Origin of the sequence: Vibrio sp. Isolate25, from assembly GCF_022398025.1 — a bacterium.
GTDB classification, from domain to species: domain Bacteria; phylum Pseudomonadota; class Gammaproteobacteria; order Enterobacterales; family Vibrionaceae; genus Vibrio; species Vibrio coralliilyticus_A.
Genome location: NZ_JAKEUT010000015.1, coordinates 1 through 18,745, shown reverse-complemented (window position 1 = coordinate 18,745; position 18,745 = coordinate 1). Strand labels below are relative to the sequence as shown.

At 46.6% G+C, this 18,745-nt stretch carries 15 protein-coding genes, 9 tRNA genes and 1 pseudogene; 10 read left to right on the top strand and 15 right to left on the bottom strand.

The annotated features are described in order from the left end of the window. Window positions 1–34: 34 nt before the first annotated feature. The 7 genes from mreC to tldD are packed head-to-tail and all read left to right on the top strand — an operon-like array spanning window position 35 to window position 9,625. On the top strand, window positions 35–922 hold the full coding sequence (mreC, locus tag L1D15_RS18835) for a rod shape-determining protein MreC (RefSeq protein WP_239835122.1): 888 nt from the start codon (window positions 35–37) through the stop codon (window positions 920–922). Continuing rightward, window positions 912–1,400 (top strand): rod shape-determining protein MreD, encoded by a 489-nt coding sequence (gene mreD / locus L1D15_RS18830; protein WP_239871306.1) that lies wholly within the window; start codon window positions 912–914, stop codon window positions 1,398–1,400. The genes mreC and mreD overlap by 11 nt, the downstream gene beginning before the upstream one ends. A 3-nt stretch (window positions 1,401–1,403) precedes the next feature. Then, entirely contained in the window at window positions 1,404–1,964 is a 561-nt protein-coding gene (locus L1D15_RS18825; RefSeq protein WP_275658438.1) for a Maf family protein, read from the top strand. 22 nt (window positions 1,965–1,986) lie between these two features. Beyond that, window positions 1,987–3,456, top strand: coding sequence for a ribonuclease G (rng, locus tag L1D15_RS18820; protein WP_239835124.1), 1,470 nt, complete (start codon window positions 1,987–1,989; stop codon window positions 3,454–3,456). 7 nt (window positions 3,457–3,463) lie between these two features. Continuing rightward, window positions 3,464–7,342 (top strand): YhdP family protein, encoded by a 3,879-nt coding sequence (locus L1D15_RS18815; protein ID WP_345779269.1) that lies wholly within the window; start codon window positions 3,464–3,466, stop codon window positions 7,340–7,342. Between the two features lie 9 nt (window positions 7,343–7,351). Next, window positions 7,352–8,170 carry a carbon-nitrogen hydrolase family protein gene (locus L1D15_RS18810; protein WP_239876681.1) on the top strand — a complete coding sequence of 273 codons (819 nt, stop codon included), beginning with the start codon at window positions 7,352–7,354 and terminating at the stop codon, window positions 8,168–8,170. Between the two features lie 9 nt (window positions 8,171–8,179). Next, a complete protein-coding gene (gene tldD, locus L1D15_RS18805) occupies window positions 8,180–9,625 on the top strand; it encodes a metalloprotease TldD (protein WP_239876680.1) in 1,446 nt (481 codons plus the stop codon). 314 nt (window positions 9,626–9,939) lie between these two features. On the opposite strand, the gene L1D15_RS18800 is transcribed toward tldD, so the two are convergent. The 12 genes from L1D15_RS18800 to mutY form a co-directional block, all read right to left on the bottom strand. Then, window positions 9,940–10,015: transfer RNA gene (locus L1D15_RS18800), tRNA-Asn, on the bottom strand. A gap of 4 nt (window positions 10,016–10,019) precedes the next feature. Further along, a tRNA-Thr gene (locus tag L1D15_RS18795) sits at window positions 10,020–10,095 on the bottom strand. A 39-nt stretch (window positions 10,096–10,134) separates the two neighbouring features. Then, window positions 10,135–10,210, bottom strand: a tRNA-Asn gene (locus L1D15_RS18790). A gap of 18 nt (window positions 10,211–10,228) precedes the next feature. Next, a tRNA-Thr gene (locus L1D15_RS18785) sits at window positions 10,229–10,304 on the bottom strand. A 53-nt stretch (window positions 10,305–10,357) separates the two neighbouring features. Further along, window positions 10,358–10,433, bottom strand: a tRNA-Phe gene (locus tag L1D15_RS18780). A gap of 377 nt (window positions 10,434–10,810) precedes the next feature. Further along, a tRNA-Asn gene (locus tag L1D15_RS18775) sits at window positions 10,811–10,886 on the bottom strand. A gap of 37 nt (window positions 10,887–10,923) precedes the next feature. After that, window positions 10,924–10,999, bottom strand: a tRNA-Phe gene (locus L1D15_RS18770). A 7-nt stretch (window positions 11,000–11,006) separates the two neighbouring features. Further along, window positions 11,007–11,082: transfer RNA gene (locus tag L1D15_RS18765), tRNA-Thr, on the bottom strand. Window positions 11,083–11,136: 54 nt separating this feature from the next. Then, a tRNA-Phe gene (locus L1D15_RS18760) sits at window positions 11,137–11,212 on the bottom strand. 103 nt (window positions 11,213–11,315) lie between these two features. Beyond that, window positions 11,316–12,452 (bottom strand): membrane-bound lytic murein transglycosylase MltC, encoded by a 1,137-nt coding sequence (gene mltC, locus L1D15_RS18755; RefSeq protein WP_239835127.1) that lies wholly within the window; start codon window positions 12,450–12,452, stop codon window positions 11,316–11,318. A 74-nt stretch (window positions 12,453–12,526) separates the two neighbouring features. Beyond that, complete coding sequence (locus L1D15_RS18750) at window positions 12,527–12,799, bottom strand: oxidative damage protection protein (RefSeq protein WP_006958274.1); 273 nt, start codon at window positions 12,797–12,799, stop codon at window positions 12,527–12,529. 19 nt (window positions 12,800–12,818) lie between these two features. Then, a complete protein-coding gene (gene mutY / locus L1D15_RS18745; RefSeq protein WP_239876679.1) occupies window positions 12,819–13,874 on the bottom strand; it encodes an A/G-specific adenine glycosylase in 1,056 nt (351 codons plus the stop codon). Between the two features lie 187 nt (window positions 13,875–14,061). Between mutY and trmB the strand changes: the two genes are divergently transcribed. After that, the gene (trmB, locus tag L1D15_RS18740; protein ID WP_239876678.1) at window positions 14,062–14,781 is read left to right on the top strand and encodes a tRNA (guanosine(46)-N7)-methyltransferase TrmB; all 720 of its coding nucleotides are present in this window, start codon (window positions 14,062–14,064) and stop codon (window positions 14,779–14,781) included. 100 nt (window positions 14,782–14,881) lie between these two features. Further along, on the top strand, window positions 14,882–15,802 hold the full coding sequence (glsB, locus tag L1D15_RS18735) for a glutaminase B (RefSeq protein ID WP_019277252.1): 921 nt from the start codon (window positions 14,882–14,884) through the stop codon (window positions 15,800–15,802). Window positions 15,803–15,895: 93 nt separating this feature from the next. Here glsB and hemW read toward each other — a convergent pair whose 3' ends face one another. Genes hemW through L1D15_RS18720 form a run of 3 tightly spaced genes read right to left on the bottom strand, consistent with a single transcriptional unit; the run spans window position 15,896 to window position 18,147 of the window. Continuing rightward, window positions 15,896–17,074, bottom strand: a complete 1,179-nt coding sequence (gene hemW, locus L1D15_RS18730; RefSeq protein WP_239876677.1) for a radical SAM family heme chaperone HemW — start codon at window positions 17,072–17,074, stop codon at window positions 15,896–15,898. Then, a complete protein-coding gene (locus L1D15_RS18725) occupies window positions 17,074–17,676 on the bottom strand; it encodes an XTP/dITP diphosphatase (protein WP_239876676.1) in 603 nt (200 codons plus the stop codon). The genes hemW and L1D15_RS18725 overlap by 1 nt, the downstream gene beginning before the upstream one ends. A 39-nt stretch (window positions 17,677–17,715) precedes the next feature. Further along, a complete protein-coding gene (locus tag L1D15_RS18720; protein ID WP_239876675.1) occupies window positions 17,716–18,147 on the bottom strand; it encodes a DUF4426 domain-containing protein in 432 nt (143 codons plus the stop codon). A gap of 117 nt (window positions 18,148–18,264) precedes the next feature. Between L1D15_RS18720 and L1D15_RS18715 the strand changes: the two are divergent. Beyond that, window positions 18,265–18,456: pseudogene (locus L1D15_RS18715) on the top strand (hypothetical protein). Window positions 18,457–18,745: the final 289 nt, after the last annotated feature.

The window sequence follows — 18,745 nt, the reverse complement described above, 5'->3', positions numbered from 1 at the left end:
AGGCTGCTTCGATCGATTAAGGAACTCATACTCAATGAAGCCTATTTTTGGCCGAGGACCTTCACTTCAATTACGCCTGTTTTTTGCAGTCATTATATCAGCCAGCCTTATGCTGGCTGATAGTCGTTTAGGCGCATTTGCCCAAGTACGTTATTTACTTAATAGTATGGTCGCGCCGATTCAGTATCTCGCAGACGTTCCTCGCACCATGTTCGATGACGCTTATGAGCGCTTCAATATTCGTAAAGACTTTATGGAGAGTAATTATCAGCTCAAACGTGAAATTTTGCGTCTCAAAAACGACATGCTGTTATTGGATCAGTATCGTGAAGAAAACCAGCGATTGCGCAAGCTGCTAGGTTCTTCCTTTGTTCGTGATGAGCGCAAGGTCGTTACAGAAGTCATGGCGGTAGACACATCTCCATATCGACAGCAGGTTGTTATCGACAAAGGCCAGATCGATGGGGTGTATGTTGGTCAGCCTGTGGCGAATGAAAAAGGGATTGTGGGTCAGGTGACATTTGTGTCAGCGCATAATAGCCGCGTGTTGTTGCTTACCGACAGCCAGAGCGCGATTCCAGTGCAGGTAATACGTAACGATATTCGAGTCATTGCATCAGGTAACAGTAAAATTGATCGGATTAACCTAGACCATATCCCGATCAGTTTAGATATCCAGGAAGGTGATTTACTGGTGACTTCTGGGCTGGGAGGTGTATACCCCGAAGGCTACCCTGTCGCGCATGTAGTGGATGTGCTTCGTGATACGGCACGTGAATTTGCGGCTATTGAAGCGGAGCCCGTTGTGGACTTTGAACGTCTACGCTATCTGCTGTTGATTTGGCCTAATGACTCTCGGCAAGATAAAATTCAGCAGGCCTTACCAGATAACAGTCAAGAGGTAGTGGGTAATGGCGAATAGTGTATTTAAAGGCAAAATGGTCATTGCCTTTTCATTTTTAATTGCTTTAACACTGCAGACGATTCCTTGGCCTGGTGTATTGGATGTGCTGAGGCCTTCTTGGTTATTTTTGGTGATTTGCTATTGGGTTCTTGCATTGCCACATCGAGTCAATGTCGGTACTGCGCTAGTGCTTGGACTACTCTGGGATCTCTTGCTCGGCTCGACACTGGGGATCCGCGGCATGATGATGTCCATTGTGGTGTACCTTGTGGCTCTTAATTTCCTTGTACTACGTAATATGGCGTTGTGGCAGCAGGCAATGCTGATCGGTTTGCTTTCCGTCTTGCTTGATGTGTTGATCTTCTCGGGCGAGTACCTGATTCAAGACATTTCGTTTAATTTGCTGTCACTGTGGAGTGGCCTGATAAACTGCATTCTCTGGCCTTGGCTGTTCCTATTAATGCGCAGAGTCAGACGCCATTGGCATATAAGATAATTGATGATGAAAAAATTGGTGCTAGCGTCAGGTTCGCCGAGACGCAAAGAATTACTGTCACAACTCGGGTATTCGTTTAGCGTTATTCGCACTGATGTTGAAGAAAGCCAAGCAGCCCAAGAAACGCCTTTTCAGTATGTATCTCGTCTTTCTTTCGATAAAGCCATGGCTGGCGTAGCTATTGATAACGATGCTGTCGTACTGGGTTCAGACACTATTGTTGTTTGCGATGGTACGGTTCTGGAAAAGCCGGAAGATCTGGAACATGCTAAAAGGATGCTAATGCTACTGTCGGGGCGTGCACACCAGGTAATGACTGCGGTGACAGTGGCGACAAACGAACATCAAGAAACTGTAGTGGTCACTACAGACGTTTGGTTTAAGTCTTTGTCAGAAAAAGAGATAGAACAATATTGGCAGACAGGTGAACCATGCGATAAGGCTGGTAGTTACGGAATCCAAGGTATTGGAGGACGTTTCGTGACGCGTATTGAAGGCAGTTATCACGCTGTGGTAGGCCTGCCATTATTCGAAACAGACCAGCTCTTGCACAAATTCTTATAATTTAAAATTTTGAGGTGCGCCGATGAGTGCAGAGTTGCTAATCAATGTGACCCCGAGTGAAACTCGTGTGGCCATGATTGAAGGGGGAACCCTACAAGAGATCCATGTTGAACGTGAGGCGAAGCGTGGAATAGTCGGCAATATATACAAAGGCAAAGTGAGTCGTGTCCTACCGGGCATGCAAGCAGCTTTTGTTGATATTGGCCTCGACAAGGCGGCGTTTCTCCATGCCTCTGACATTGTTCCGCATACTGAATGTGTGGCTGAGAATGAAAAGCAGCAGTTTCAGGTGAGGGATATTTCTGAACTGGTTCGTCAAGGGCAGGATATTGTCGTCCAAGTAGTTAAAGACCCGCTGGGGACCAAAGGTGCTCGCCTGACCACAGACATCACTTTACCTTCCCGTTATCTCGTATTTATGCCAGGCGCAAGTCATGTGGGGGTTTCACAGCGTATCGAGAGCGAAGAGGAGCGTAACCGTCTCAAAAAAGTCGTTGGTCATTACTGCGATGAAGATGGTGGCTTTATTATCCGAACTGCTGCGGAAGGGGCACATGATTCTGAACTTGCTCAGGACGCGGCATTCCTCAAACGACTTTGGTCTAAAGTGAATGAGCGTCGTTCGAAGTACAAAACCCGTTCCACTCTGTATGGTGAACTTGGCTTGTCCCAACGTATTCTGCGTGACTTTGTGGGGACAGAATTGACCAAGATATTGGTTGATTCCCGTTTGGAATTTGAAAACCTCAAAGAATTTACCTCTGAGTATGTGCCTGAGTTGACAGAAAAGCTTGAATTGTATGACGGTGATAAGCCTATTTTCGATATGTACGACACTGAGAATGAGATTCAGCGTTCTCTGGAGCGTAAAGTGGAACTCAAATCTGGTGGCTATCTGATCATTGATCAGACAGAGGCGATGACAACGGTTGACATTAATACAGGTGCTTTTGTTGGCCGTCGCAACCTCGAAGAAACGATTTTTAATACCAATGTTGAGGCGACTCAGGCGATTGCCCGCCAACTTCGCTTACGTAACCTTGGTGGTATTATTATCATTGATTTCATAGATATGTTGTCAGAAGAACACCGTAAGCGTGTACTTACTTCACTGGAAGCTGCCCTTGATAAAGATCGAGTCAAAACCAACATTAATGGCTTTACGCAATTAGGCTTGGTCGAGATGACACGTAAGCGCACACGCGAAAGTATTGAACATATTCTCTGTTCGACTTGTCCAACTTGTGAGGGGCGCGGAAGTGTGAAAACGGTCGAAACGGTTTGTTATGAAATTCTTCGTGAAATCACTCGAGTGAATCGGGCATATGATGCAGACAAGTTTGTGGTTTACGCTTCTCCTTCCGTTGCGGATGCACTACAAGGTGATGAATCGCACGCGCTGGCAGAGCTGGAAGTCTTTATTGGCAAGCAGGTGAAAGTTCAAACTGAGCCCCTTTATATTCAAGAGCAATTTGACGTTGTCATGATGTAGGCTTTTTGTGAACACCATAGCTAGACGCTTAATTCAGGTATTAATGTGGCTCTTGGTGACGGTATTGGTCACCATGGCTGTTGCCATCACCACGTTGCGCATTACTTTGCCACAGCTTAATCACTTCCAAAGTGAGATTCAGGGCTGGGTCAACCAAGGCTCAGAGCTGGACTTCGACATTGATAACATCAGTGGATTCTGGCGCAATACGCACCCTTCGGTCTCTCTACAAAATGTACGCGCGAAGACGCCTGAAAGTAGTGGTATTCACTTTTCGGCACAAACGGTTGAAGTCGAATTTGATCTCATTCAGTCTCTAATTGATAGGCGCCCAGTGATTGCTGACCTCAGTATCCATAGCCTCAAGTTGGATATCAGCTCCATCGAATGGGTCAAATCGGGTGAGAAAGCGGCCATGCAACCGCAAGGAGAGCAGAAGAGTGTTGTTCAGCAATTAGATCAGCTTCTCTTGCGTCAGCTAGATAGCTTCTCTCTGGTGGATTCTGAAATATTCCTGCAGGGAATTGATGGTTCAAAGCGTGAACTGGAAATAGTGAAGTTATTCTGGCAAAACAAAGGCAGACGCCACATCGCAGACGGTGAGATTAGCATTGCTCACAGCAACCTAAACTCTGCTCAGGTTAAAGCTAACTTTGTCGATCATGGTTCACTAGCGGAAGTGAGCGGTGAATTCTACTTGGCCGTGGATAATGTTTTAGTGACGCCTTGGCTAACCAAGTACCTCAAGACTGAAACAGGGATAGAGAAAGGTCAGGTTAGTTTAAATAGCTGGATTACGTTACAGAACAATAAACCGACTAATGCCTATGTTGCGCTCGAACCTTCAGAACTGACGTGGAAAGAAGGAAAAGAACACGAGCTGTTAATAGAGTCGGGCATTTTACAACTGGAGCCTAAAGGGGAAGGTTGGCAAGTTAATGCTCACTCACTTCAGTTACAAACGGATGGTGAACCATGGCCTGAGTTAGATATGGCTTATCAGTGGCAGCCAGAACACTGGCTGCTCAACATCTCTCAACTTGATCTTAGTGCTATCCTGCCTTTGGTTAAACTGGCGCCAGAATCCAAAAAAACGACTCAGCTCTTGGAGACTTTAGCCCTTGGAGGCTTAGTAGAAGATATTCGGGTTTCGATGAGCGGTGAAGCTTTGGATTCACTCAAATACTCAGCAGAGCTTACTGATGGCTCTATGAAGCAATGGGAGTTGCTGCCGGGTATTCATCAGCTTGCGGCGAAAATATCAGGTGATGTTCATCAAGCTCAAGCCAGTGTGACCTTAATTGATGATGTATTGCCTTATGGAGAGGTCTTTCAGGCTCCGTTGAACATCAAGCAAGGCCAAGTGGATATGGTTTGGCAGAACAACAAAGATGGCTGGAGTTTGTGGGCGGATAAGGTAACGGCGGCTACACCCGATCTTCAGGTGCTCGGTGCGTTTAGACTCGATTTTCCCAATGATAAAAGCCCGCTTCTGTCATTTTACGCCGAAGCCGATGTATATAACGCAGGGGAAACTTGGCGTTACTTGCCGACTTTGGCCCTTGGGCGAGACTTAACCGATTACCTTTCGACGGCGATTCAAGGCGGAAAAGTGAATACGGCCAAGTTACTCTGGTACGGTGAGCTAGCGGACTTTCCCTACCATAATAATGATGGCATTTTTCAGGCTTGGGCTGGGTTGAAGCAAGCCCAGTTCAGCTTTGATACAGCTTGGCCCACCATCACAGATTTACAACTAGATCTACTCTTCCAAAACGATGCTATGTACCTCGACTCACGTAGTGCAACTTTAATGGATGTAGAGGCCACTAGAATTACTGGCCGTATACCTGAGCTTGCTCCCGGTGGTCATATCGAAATAGAAGCGAGTGCAGTCGCACAAGGTAATGCCGTTCGAGATTATATGACGGCGACGCCATTGGTTGATTCTGTAGGGGCTGCTTTAACAGCGGTACAGGTGGATGGCAAAGTGACATCCAGCTTTAAGCTCAATATACCGTTTAGCTCTGATGAGGAAGTACGAGCTTGGGGCTTCGCTGACTTGGATGAAAATCAGGTTACAATTGAGACGCCTCCAGTAGCACTAGAAACGGTTTCAGGCCGAGTCGAATTTGATAATGACGTCGTCAGTGCGGCAGGTTTGTCAGCGCACTTGTTGAAACAACCTGTAGCGATAGACTTTGCTGGTGAAAATGCAGGTCAAGGCTACAGCGTAAATATTGATGCGGTCGGTGATTGGGATTTGAAACCTCTGACACCTTATCTCGGCGGGCGTTGGACTAAGCCTCTCGATGGCCATGCACCGTGGCGAATGGGAGTTGATATCCAGCTTAATGACGTCGGCTTTACTTACCAACTGGATACTCGTGCTGACCTGAAGCTGGTGAGCAGTCACTATCCTTATCCACTCAATAAAGAATTACATCAAGCTGGTGAAGCCAGTATGCAAGCCTCGGGGAATCAGGAAAGTATTACGGCTCGTCTTCAGTTGCCGAATTTGAAGTATCAGGCTGAAATTGACATTCGCCCAGAGACTCCGGTGTTAAAAGCAACGAACCTGATTTTAGGTAAAGGCAGTTTTAAAATGAGCCCGGTAGCGGGTCATCAAGTTCAGATCCGCACGGATAAGTTAGATATTGAGCAGTGGGCTGAACGTCTTTCCCCCCCTACATCAGGTACCCATAAAGCGGTTTTGAACACTATGAATACGCCCGAAATTCCGATGCCAAATCGATTGGAGTTGGATGTTGGGGAACTGACTTTGGCTGGGATAGAATGGAATGATGTTGATTTCACCGCTAAGCGCAAAAATCTGGGTTGGCATATGAGCCTTGAAAGCCAAGAGGTCGCAGGTGAGGCAAGCTATATTGAACCTTATGATCTCTCCATCGCGCTCGATAGGTTACATGTCTATATCCCAGCGTTAGATACAGAGTATAAAGATACATCGTTGTTTGAAGCAGGCAAAGATCAGAAAGAGTTGATCAGTGATTTTGAGCGAACCTTCCATGAGCAGATACCCAATATCACGCTTACTATCGATGATTTCTGGCTACAAGGCTATAAAGTGGGGAAAACTCACTTAGATCTTCAGCGTCAAGGAGACCGCCTTGAGTGGAAAAAACTCTCCTTCCAAAGCGGCGCGAATAAGGTGGATATGAATGGTTCGTGGCGACTGACAAAAGAAACCAGTCACACCAATTTTAATATCGCGATGTCCGGTGAAAACAACAGCGATGTGATGGAGCGCTTCGGCATAACGTCTGGCATTCAGCAAGCGCCGTTTGAGATTGACTCAAAAATTGAGTGGGATGGTTCTCCATGGTCGATGAGGGTCGATACTCTCCAAGGGCATGTATCGACTCAGCTAGGTAAAGGTCAAATTTCAGATGTGAGTGGTGCAGCGCGGCTACTCGGCCTCTTTAGCTTAGATTCCATTATTCGAAAAATGCAGCTCGATTTTAGTGATGTATTCGACAACGGCATGGCGTTCAACTCCATTACCGGCAGCGGTGAGATTAAAAATGGTATCTTTCTGACTAATGATATTAAGATGGATGCTGTTGCAGGTGAGATGACCATTAAGGGGTTGGCCAACTTAAACTCACGTACTGTGGATGCGGAGGTAAACTTTGTTCCTGATATTACATCGGGTATCCCTGTACTGACAGCGTTTGCTGTCACACCGCAAACCGCTTTGTATGTTTTGGCTATTACCACGGTGATTTCACCTGTAGTCGAGGTCTTTACTCAGGTTAACTACGAAGTCAAAGGCCCGCTGGATGCGCCAGTGGTTAAAGAGCTGTCGCGAAGCAAAGGTGAGTTTAAGTTGCCGGAAAATTTACGCGAAGCAACGAAAGAGTAAGGAGCGCTCATGGAACGAGTGGGACTAATTCAAATGACCTCAGGGCCAGATCCTCTACAAAATCTGGCCTATATCCAACAGCAAGTCGCTGATTTAGCTAAATCGGGAGCAAAGCTGGTGGTCACCCCAGAAAACTGCCTAGTGTTTGGTAATCGAACGGATTACCACACGATGGCCGAGCCATTGAATCAGGGAGCGATTCAATCAAAGCTAGCGCAGATAGCTAAGCGCCACTCTGTTTTTTTAGTCATCGGGAGCATGCCGATTCGGTGTGGTAATGATGTGACTACGACTTCGTTAGTCTTCAGCCCTCAAGGTGAGCTCATCGCACACTATGATAAGCTGCATATGTTTGATGTCGATGTTGCCGATTCACATCAGCGTTATCGCGAATCCGAAACCTTTAAGCCGGGAGAACAAATTGTATCGGTCGATACGCCTATCGCTCATTTAGGCTTAACAATCTGCTATGATGTTCGTTTTCCACAGCTATACAATGAGCTGGTGCGACGAGGTGCCAATGTATTACTGGTGCCTGCTGCATTTACGGCTGTGACAGGTGAAGCGCATTGGGAGCCTTTACTCAGAGCACGCGCGATAGAAACTCAGAGTTGGGTGATTGCAGTCAATCAAACTGGGGTTCATCCTTGTGGGCGAGAAACTTGGGGGCATTCCATGGCAATTTCTCCTTGGGGAGAGGTGGTTGCTCGTCTCGACACTCAACCGCAAAATTTGTTAGTGGATATTGATTTAGAGAGAGTAGATGACATCCGTAAGGCGATGCCGACTCTCAGCCACACCCGGTTTCAAAACCATTTACATGTTTAAGAGCGAAGTATGACAATAAACCAAGTAGAAGATGCATTGCTAAACTCGGCTGGTCTGACCGAGCAAGACATTGCAGAGACCTTAGCGAGCATTGCCAGTCGTCAGATTGACTACGCAGATATCTATTTTCAGTCGAGCTGGCATGAATCATTGGTTCTGGAAGACAGTATCATCAAGGATGGCTCGTTTAACATCGACTGTGGTCTCGGTGTGCGAGCGGTTGCTGGTGAGAAAACAGGTTTCGCCTACTCAGACCAAATTCAGCTTGAAGGCTTAAAGCAAAGTGCGATTGCGGCTCGTGGCATTGCTCAGCAGGGGCAGAATGCTCAGGTTCAGGCATTTAAGCGCAGTGACAATCAACAAGTTTACGCTGCAGTAAACCCACTTGAGAGCTGGGAGAAAGAACAAAAAACACAGCTGCTGAAAGAACTGGATGCGTATATCCGTACCAAAGAGCCTTTGATTAAAGAAGTGTCGGTAAGCTTAAGCGGTGTGCATGAGCAGATGCTTGTTGCCGCAACAGACGGCACTTATGCCGGAGATATTCGCCCACTGGTACGCTTGTCTATCAGTGTACTGGCTCAGCGAGGCGAACGTCGTGAGCGAGGCAGTGCTGGTGGTGGCGGTCGATTTGGTTATGACTTCTTTTTGACTGAAGAGCAGGGTATCAAAGTAGCCTACCAATATGCAGATGAAGCGATTCGTATGGCGCTAGTTAACCTTGAAGCGGAAGCTGCACCAGCGGGTGCGATGCCGGTTGTATTAGGCTCAGGCTGGCCTGGTGTCCTGCTTCATGAGGCGGTAGGGCACGGGTTGGAAGGCGACTTTAACCGTAAGGAATCTTCTGTGTTTAGTGGAAAGGTTGGAGAAAAAGTGACGTCTGATCTTTGTACCATTGTTGATGATGGCACTCTAAAAGATCTACGTGGTTCTCTCAATATTGATGATGAAGGGGTTGCGGGACAATACAACACCTTGATTGAAAATGGTGTACTTAAAGGTTACATGCAGGATAAGCACAACGCACGTTTAATGGGCGTTGCGCCGACGGGTAATGGCCGACGTGAGTCTTATGCGCACCTTCCAATGCCACGTATGACCAACACCTACATGCTTCCGGGGCAGCACACGCCAGAAGAGATTATTTCAACAGTGAAGAAGGGACTGTATGCACCAAACTTTGGTGGTGGTCAGGTGGATATCACTTCCGGTAAATTCGTCTTCTCTGCTTCAGAAGCCTACTTGATTGAAGACGGTAAGATTACTCGCCCTGTAAAAGGTGCGACACTGATCGGTTCAGGTATTGAAGCGATGCAGCAAGTCTCTATGGTCGGTAATGACCTTAGTATTGACCGAGGTGTGGGTGTTTGCGGTAAAGCGGGTCAGAGCGTGCCTGTGGGAGTAGGACAACCGACATTGAAGCTGGATTCTTTGACGGTGGGCGGCACTGAGTAATAGCCTCAAGAAATATAGCTATTTATAAAGGGTTGGCGCCTACGTGCCAGCCCTTTTTTAGTTTCGTAGTTCTTATTTTAGGTTTGCTATTTTCAATGTGTGAAGAGAGATGACGTGCAGAATGGAGACATTTACTTGAAACAAGTAAGTCGTAGTTAAAAACGAAAAAAGCCAAGTCTTTCGACTTGGCTTCTTGAAAATGGCTCCCCCTGCGGGACTCAACGTGGCCGGCTAGGTCTGAGACATTGCTTTGGAACAAAGCAGGAGCGTTAGATACGAAAAAGCCTCATCGTGTGATGAGGCTTTTTCTAATATGGCTCCCCCTGCGGGACTCGAACCTGCGACATACGGATTAACAGTCCGCCGTTCTACCAACTGAACTAAGGGGGAATAATGGTGCCGACTACCGGAATCGAACTGGTGACCTACTGATTACAAGTCAGTTGCTCTACCTACTGAGCTAAGTCGGCGCCTTTTTAATCAACAAGCATTTGCTCATTGATTGAATATGGCTCCCCCTGCGGGACTCGAACCTGCGACATACGGATTAACAGTCCGCCGTTCTACCAACTGAACTAAGGGGGAATTATTCGTTTAAAGAAATGGTGCCGACTACCGGAATCGAACTGGTGACCTACTGATTACAAGTCAGTTGCTCTACCTACTGAGCTAAGTCGGCACACTGTATTCTTTAACTATTGTTCGTGCAAAGCACCAACAATTAATAAATTGTGGTGCCCGGAGGCGGAATCGAACCACCGACACGAGGATTTTCAATCCTCTGCTCTACCGACTGAGCTATCCGGGCGACGAGGTGTATTAAAAGGCTTTTCGTCTTAGAGGTCAACATTAAATTGCAAAAAAAATATCGTTTGTTGTTTTTCTATACTTAATGGGCTGTTTTTGCTCATTTCGAATAAGAAGTGTATAGCTAGCAACAGAAGTTATACTTGAGAGAGTAGGGAATAGTAGTTTTAAAGAGACAAAAAAGTATGCTCTAAAGCGTGCTTTTCACTTGTTTGACTACAGAATCTGCGCCTAAAGGAAAAGTGACCTGAGCTATTTCTAATATGGCCCTATGTTGGGACTCAACACGGGTGGCCAGCTCTGAGATATTTACTTGGAACAAGTAAGTCGCAGTTAAAAACGAAAGAAGCCAAGTCTTTCGACTTGGCTTTTTGAAAGTGGCTCCCCCTGCGGGACTCGAACCTGCGACATACGGATTAACAGTCCGCCGTTCTACCAACTGAACTAAGGGGGAATTATTTGTGTCATCTCTTCAGATAAACACCAAATAATGGTGCCTCGAGGCGGAATCGAACCACCGACACGAGGATTTTCAATCCTCTGCTCTACCGACTGAGCTATCGAGGCAAAAGAATGGTGCCGACTACCGGAATCGAACTGGTGACCTACTGATTACAAGTCAGTTGCTCTACCTACTGAGCTAAGTCGGCACACTGTATTCTTTTACTAACTGTTCGTGCTAAGCACCAACAATAACAAAATTGTGGTGCCCGGAGGCGGAATCGAACCACCGACACGAGGATTTTCAATCCTCTGCTCTACCGACTGAGCTATCCGGGCAACGGAGCGCTATTAAACGGATTTTCGGTCTTGCCGTCAACTTGTTTTTAGAAAAAAATTCAAAAAAGTGGTTGAGTGCCGATAATTTAGGCGTTTTTAGTGCTTATGATTTACCAGCGTTAAAATCCTTTTTGAATTTTGTGACTTTTTCTAAGTAACGACGAGCTTCTGCATTGGGGTGCTTTTTGGTCAGTGCCCAGTAAACCTGATTTGGTTGTAGTGAATTGAGGTCGCGCATTGCTCGTTTTCTGTCACTACGATTAAAGGTATTGAGTACTCCGCCAGTGCCACCGTTGTAAGCGGAGATCATGCTGTACTCTAGAGAAGTAGGATGACGGACATCTTTTAGGTAACGGCTTTTGAGAATGTAGAAATACGCAGTACCGGTATCGATATTATTTTCTGGGTTGAATAAGTATTCTGGAGAGGGCTGTCCGGATTTCTTTTTTACCAACTTAAATACATCGCGCCCTGCGGTTTTAGGCACCACCTGCATCAGACCGTAGGCGTTGGCCCAGCTTACTGCATACGGGTTAAAGCTACTTTCTGTTTTGATAATCGCATAAATCAGATCTTCAGGTATACCGTAACGGCGTGAAGCGCGTTGGACAATATCCGCATATTTATAGCTGCGAATTTCAAATTGTTCCTCAACCATAGGAATTTCAACGTAATAGGCTTTTTTGAAGTCGACATCTTTGACTTTGAGCTTGTTGGCGATCAGGTAATCGGCAAAACGGTTCGCTCGCCATGACCATTGAATAGGTTTGTTATCTTGATCGACGACCTGACGGTATAGGAACGGCTGACCTTCTAGCTTGATATCTTTGGAAGAGAATAAATCGACGTTTGCAGGATCATCTGGGGTTAGTAGAGTGGTAACAATCGCATTTTTAAGGTGGCCTTTTGGGTCAGTAGGCGAAACGGTTTCGATAATAATGGTGCCTTTGTCGAAATTGACTTCCGAACGACTAAGGTAATTGTCGATGTACTTTACATAGTTACTTTTACCAGCAAACTTAATTTCTCCGCGCCCCCAGCGTTTTGCAATGTTACCGGAGAAGCTGCTGATTAAGGCGTCAAGGGCTTCTGTATCCTTTTGAAATTGGCCGGGTAGCTCGGCTAGGTTCTTGGCAAAACGATTGGTGGGTTCATAGTTTACATCATAGATGTTTTCAATAAACTCACGGCTACAACCAGTGAGTATCATTGCCAGAAAAAAGTAAGCTAACTTCTTCATATTTATCCTAAAAAAATGACATCAAAGCAACGCGTTGATGTCATTCTCTCTATCCTTAACCTAAAGGGAAAACCTTATTCGCTTGGTGGCGTGTAGCCTTCGATATGGACATCTTTACCTTCAAACAGGAAGTTGACCATCTCTGTTTCAATCAATTTACGGTGCTCAGGATCCATCATGTTGAGCTTTTTCTCGTTGATCAGCATGGTTTGCTTGTGTTGCCACTCTGCCCAAGCTTGCTTAGAAATGTTGTCAAAAATACGCTTACCGAGTTCACCTGGGTACAGTTGAAAATCCAGACCTTCTGCGTCTTTTTGTAGTCGAGCACAAAATACAGTGCGGCTCATAACGACTCCTTAGAGTTAATCAATATTGAAGTTCGAAAGGCAGGCTTTCCAGTAGCTGTTTTACCGGAGCGGCCAAACCTATCTCTTCAGGTTGCGATAAGTTATACCAAAGACCTTTGCTTGCTTCCATCACCACATCGGGTTGCTTTGATAGGTCTACCAAAATTGGTGTGATATCGAGATGGTAATGACTAAAGGTGTGGCGAAAAGCAATCAACTGATCGCGACGTTGAATGTCCTTATCAAGGACACCACGTATTGTCAGTTGATGATCGAGTTGGGCTTCAGAGTGTTCTGGAAAGCAGAATAGTCCGCCCCAAATCCCCGACTGTGGGCGTTGCTCCAGCCATACATGCCCTTGGTGATGGAGCATAATGAACCAGGTTTCTTTGACTGGCTTTTCTTTTTTCGGTTTTTTGCCCGGGTAGTCGAGAGGATTGCCTTGTTTGTATGCGGCGCAAAAAGAAGACACTGGGCACAGTGTACATTTGGGCTTACTGCGAGTGCACACCATGGCCCCCATATCCATCATTGCCTGATTGTACTTATCGACATCGGTGTCGGGAGTGTGTTCTTCAGCATGCTGCCAAAGCTGATTCTCGACTTTCTTTTGCCCCGGCCAGCCCTCAACAGCAAAGCTGCGCGCCAGTGTACGTTTCACATTACCGTCTAAAATGGCGTGTGGCTGTTTATAGACAGATGACAATACAGCCGCCGCAGTAGAGCGGCCTATACCCGGTAGGGCGTTCATCTGCTCGATATCGAGAGGGAATTCGCCCTGATATTGCTCTGCCACAATCTTGGCAGCTTTATGTAAGTTACGCGCTCGTGCGTAATAGCCGAGCCCTGTCCATAGGTGAAGCACTTCATCTTGCTCTGCATTGGCGAGGTCAACAACGGTCGGAAAGCGTTCGAGAAAACGCTGGTAATAAGGAATCACGGTAGTGACCTGAGTCTGCTGAAGCATGATTTCAGACAGCCAGACGCTATACGCGGTTTTATCTTGTTGCCACGGAAGGTTTTTTCTTCCGTAGTCTTCGTACCATTCTAGGATGGCGTTAGCAAAAGGAGTCACGACTTGCTCGGTAATTTTATATTTATTGGGTTAGCTAAAATTGCACCACAGATACAGGCTAAAGTACAACTGATAAAGAGTAAGGGTTTATTCTGCGTGAAATGACCTAAAATACTTGCACCAGTGTCGATTCTTTGGATAATCACAATCCCTTTAAGTCGAGAGCAATTTTTAGACAGGCAGAATCATGAGTGAAGTGACCACTAACGAATACAATGAAGACGGTAAACTGATACGCAAAGTGCGCAGCTTTGTGCGTCGTGAAGGCCGTTTGACCAAAGGTCAGGAAAGCGCAATGAATGAATGCTGGCCGACAATGGGTATTGATTACCAAGAAAAGCTTCTTGATTGGAAAGAAGTGTTTGGTAACGATAACCCTGTGGTACTGGAAATTGGTTTCGGTATGGGTGCATCTCTGGTTGAAATGGCGAAAAATGCGCCTGAGAAAAACTTCCTTGGTATTGAAGTTCACAGCCCAGGTGTGGGCGCGTGTCTTGCTGATGCACGTGAAGCTGGCCTGACCAACTTACGAGTGATGTGTCACGATGCTGTGGAAGTGTTTGCTAAAATGATCCCAGACAGCAGCCTAGCAACACTGCAATTATTCTTCCCAGACCCATGGCACAAGAAGCGCCACCACAAGCGCCGTATTGTACAGCTCGATTTTGCTGAAATGGTGCGCCAAAAACTCTCAGTTGGTGAAGGCATCTTCCACATGGCGACAGACTGGGAAAATTACGCAGAACATATGATTGAGGTGATGAATCAAGCGCCTGGATATGAGAACATCGCCGAGGATGGTGACTTTGTTCCACGTCCGGAAGATCGTCCTCTGACCAAGTTTGAAGCACGTGGTCACCGTTTAGGTCACGGAGTGTGGGACATTAAGTTTAAGCGTGTTAGCTAAGTCACCCGCGAAATAAAAGCGAATGAGAAAGCCAACATTTTGATGTTGGCTTTTTTGACCCTACAAGAAAAATAATAAGCCTTTGAAATATAGGTAAGTAATGAAACCGACAAAAGAAATTTTAGCCGACATCCTGCAAGAGGTCAGGCCGCTTATCGGTCAGGGAAAAGTTGCCGATTATATTCCTGCGCTGGCAAAAGTTCCGGCTAACAAACTGGCAATTGCTGTCTTCACCAATAAGGGAGAAGTGATTAAAGCTGGTGACGCCGATGAACCTTTTTCCATTCAGTCCATTTCTAAAGCGTTAAGTTTAACGTTGGCAATGGGGTTGTATACCCCTGATGAGATTTGGGCTCGGGTAGGCAAGGAGCCTTCTGGTCAGGCGTTTAACTCTCTGATTCAGCTTGAAATGGAGCAGGGAATTCCACGTAACCCTTTCATTAATGCAGGAGCAATAGTCGTTGCCGATTTGCTGCAAAGCCGTCTGTCTGCACCGAGACAACGCTTGCTGGAATTTGTCCGTCAACTATCGGGCGATACTCATATCTGTTATGACAAGATAGTTGCAGCATCAGAGATGATGCACAGCGATCGGAATGCGGCGATTGCTTATCTGATGCGCTCTTTTGGCAACTTTGACAATGATGTGATCCCAGTACTGAATAACTACTTCCATGCGTGTGCCTTGAAGATGAGCTGTGTCGATTTAGCGAAAACATTCAGCTATCTGGCTAATAAAGGCACTTCAGTGCAAACAGGCAAGCCTGTGGTGACGCCTACCCAAACCAAGCAGCTTAACGCTTTGCTGGCAACATGTGGCCTGTATGATGGTGCTGGGGAGTTTGCCTACCGAGTCGGTATGCCAGGGAAATCTGGTGTTGGTGGCGGGATCATCGCTATCGTACCGGGGGAAATGACGATTGCGGTTTGGTCTCCAGAGCTGGACCCTTCAGGTAACTCTCTCGCGGGGACCAGAGCACTAGAGCTACTCGCTGAGCGAATTGGCCGCTCGATATTCTAAACTTCGCTCCGAGACAGTGGAGACAAGTTTGGAACGATGAAAAACAAAAAGGGTTGAACATGTCGTCAACCCTTTAAAATTTGTTCCAGCCTTTTATTCCTCTTCCGCCATAAACGCTTCGAGCAAATCGTTAAGGAACAGCTTTCCTTTTTCTGTGATTTGCCAATGCGTATCAGACTCGCTGAGGTATTGCATCTCTTTCGCCCAGTCGATGGTTTCTTGAATCGATTCAAAACCCAAGCCGGTGGTATCCAAGAAGTCTTGCTTTGGGCAGGCTTCCATCAAACGGAAGCGGTTCATAAAGAATTCGAAAGGGCGATCTTCGCTAGCGACATCGGCTTCATTGTCTAGGTAGGGTTTTACCATATTCTGATACGCTGCCAGATAGCCTCTCGGGTGCTTGACCTTAGTCGTACGGATGATACGTCCATCAGCGAAACTGAGTTTGCCATGCGAGCCACAGCCAATGCCGAGATAGTCGCCAAAACGCCAATAGTTGAGATTATGTTGGCATTGATATTCTGGCTTACTGTAGCCGGAGATTTCGTACTGGACGTAACCCGCTTCAGCCAGCTTTTGGTGGCCGAGTTCAAAAATGTCCCACAAGTCATCATCGTCGGGCAGAACAGGTGGCTTGTAGTGGAACATGGTATTGGGTTCAATAGTGAGCTGATACCACGAAAGATGTGGCGGGTTAAGCTCAATCGCCTTGTCCAGATCCGCGAGGGCTTGCTCTACGGTTTGATCTGGCAGACCGTGCATTAAGTCAAGATTAAAGCTGTTTAAACCAATCTTGTGAGCCAGTTTCGCGGCATTGACGGCTTCATCCTGACCATGGATACGCCCTAGACGTTCGAGTTTCTGCTGTTCGAAGCTCTGCACACCAATCGAAATTCTCGTCACACCCGCTTTGCGATACCCAGCGAAGCGCTCCGCTTCAATTGTGCCCGGATTCGCTTCCATAGTGATTTCAATCCCGTCTTTAAACGCGATTCTTTTTTCTATGCCAGCAAGTAAATCAGCGATTCCTTGCGCTGAGATGAGACTTGGCGTCCCTCCACCGATAAATATGGAGTGGAGTGTCCGTGGGTTGGTTTTAAGCTGATAACGCTCGATATCAGTATCAAGGTCCTCCAGCAGAGCAGCGATGTACTCCTGCTCTGGGATGTCGGCTTTTAACGCGTGCGAGTTAAAGTCGCAATACGGACATTTTTGTACACACCAAGGGATGTGGACATAAAGACTCAGCGCTGGTGGAATCAATTGACTCATTATTGCTGCTCAGAAAGTGTCGCAAACAACTGCTTAAGCGCTTTACCACGGTGAGAAAGTTGCTTTTTACGTGTTGGTTGAAGCTCTGCCGATGCGCAGTTATCTTCTGGAACGAAGAAAACCGGATCATAACCAAAACCATTGTCGCCCTGAGCCTCAGTCAGAATACGGCCTTCCCACTTACCGTGGCAGACTATTGGGGTTGGATCTAATTCGTGACGCATCAGCACTAACACACAATGGAAGCGTGCGGTACGTTGCTCCTGCGGCACGCCCTGCATTGCATCGAGCAGCTTTTCCAGATTTTGCTGGTCACTTGCGCCTTCTCCGGCATAACGTGCAGAGTAGATGCCCGGAGCTCCTTTTAGGAAGTCGACTTCAAGGCCTGAATCGTCGGCAATGGCAGCTAATCCAGTTTCTTTCGCTGCATGACGAGCCTTGATGATGGCGTTTTCAATAAATGTTGTGCCAGTTTCAGCAACTTCTGAGACATTAAATTCGCTTTGTGCCACAACATCGAAACCGAAATCTGCCAGCAGATCGGCCATCTCACGAACTTTGCCCTGATTACCTGTCGCTAGGACAATTTTTTGTGCATTCATAATCTTGTTTGTGCCTATATTGGTAAGGCTATTTAGCCGTTACTCTTCCACGTAAAATTTCTGGGTGAACTTTAATCTGCCCGTGCCTTTATTACCAGCATTAACGTCAATGTCGAATGTCAGATTTTCCTCTTCCGAAATAGGGAATTCAGCGAGGTAATAAATCGCAGAGCCTTCTTTAATTTCGCGGAACTCAAGTGTCTTAGTTTGGCCGATTAAGTTTTTCGCGCTGCCACTAACTTTCGCGGTTATAGCCGGTTTACCAGCCTGGTAATTGTCTAACACACTGATATTAATGATCGCTGAGTAGCCGTTTCGTTTCAGCTCATAGCTGTGCGCGACTTGCGGAGTTAGGAATGTGGAGTTAAATGCGGAGTAGTGAACTTCGACATCTTTGATCGTTTTAAACTGACCCGCCCATGTGGGTAGGGCTAAAAGACTGGCCAGCGCTAATGTGATCCATTTTTTCATTGTGCTTCCTTAAGGATTGACTACAGAGGAAAAGCAGCGCGAATCATCTTGCTTCGTGCTGGTTGTTTTACACCTGATCATACGTTTGGATCTTCATGCTGTGAAGGTTTTTAGGTGATGAATAGCGACTTAGACCAACCGTCCACGCAAAAAGGGAACGCCCTGCTGGGGCAGGTGTGGCCTTAGCGACTCCCTGAACTGATTACCGCGAGTATCACGGCAGAAGGTGTGCAATACGGCGGCATCATCGGCACGGCTATTCCGGTAGCAATGGGGTTATGGGAAACCTTCCGCAATGAGTTCATCTAGATATGGTAGAGCTGCTGCAATACCTCAATTCAATGGGACTTTCACCGTCGATGCTGCTTATTGTCGCTATATTTTGGAGGCACAATGAACGCATCATACGACTGGAAACAAAAGTGTTTTAAAGAAAAAGCCCGCTTCAAGAGCGCAACGTAGTTCACTTAAGAGGAGCTGCGTAGCGATTAACAGGGTATCGGGTCTTTGATATTTTTACCGCCCTAGGCCGATTTGGCTTAGGGCGTTTGTCTATAAAGAGGATAGATAAATCTCCTCGAAGGCTCTTTAAGCGTTT

Bases quoted from the DNA above. Each gene is read 5' to 3' on its own strand.
- mreC (WP_239835122.1), top strand. From the start codon at position 35: ATGAAGCCTATTTTTGGCCGAGGACCTTCACTTCAATTACGCCTGTTT.
- mreD (WP_239871306.1), top strand. From the start codon at position 912: ATGGCGAATAGTGTATTTAAAGGCAAAATGGTCATTGCCTTTTCATTT.
- L1D15_RS18825 (WP_275658438.1), top strand. From the start codon at position 1,404: ATGATGAAAAAATTGGTGCTAGCGTCAGGTTCGCCGAGACGCAAAGAA.
- rng (WP_239835124.1), top strand. From the start codon at position 1,987: ATGAGTGCAGAGTTGCTAATCAATGTGACCCCGAGTGAAACTCGTGTG.
- L1D15_RS18810 (WP_239876681.1), top strand. From the start codon at position 7,352: ATGGAACGAGTGGGACTAATTCAAATGACCTCAGGGCCAGATCCTCTA.
- tldD (WP_239876680.1), top strand. From the start codon at position 8,180: ATGACAATAAACCAAGTAGAAGATGCATTGCTAAACTCGGCTGGTCTG.
- mltC (WP_239835127.1), bottom strand. From the start codon at position 12,452: ATGAAGAAGTTAGCTTACTTTTTTCTGGCAATGATACTCACTGGTTGT.
- L1D15_RS18750 (WP_006958274.1), bottom strand. From the start codon at position 12,799: ATGAGCCGCACTGTATTTTGTGCTCGACTACAAAAAGACGCAGAAGGT.
- trmB (WP_239876678.1), top strand. From the start codon at position 14,062: ATGAGTGAAGTGACCACTAACGAATACAATGAAGACGGTAAACTGATA.
- glsB (WP_019277252.1), top strand. From the start codon at position 14,882: ATGAAACCGACAAAAGAAATTTTAGCCGACATCCTGCAAGAGGTCAGG.
- hemW (WP_239876677.1), bottom strand. From the start codon at position 17,074: ATGAGTCAATTGATTCCACCAGCGCTGAGTCTTTATGTCCACATCCCT.
- L1D15_RS18725 (WP_239876676.1), bottom strand. From the start codon at position 17,676: ATGAATGCACAAAAAATTGTCCTAGCGACAGGTAATCAGGGCAAAGTT.
- L1D15_RS18720 (WP_239876675.1), bottom strand. From the start codon at position 18,147: ATGAAAAAATGGATCACATTAGCGCTGGCCAGTCTTTTAGCCCTACCC.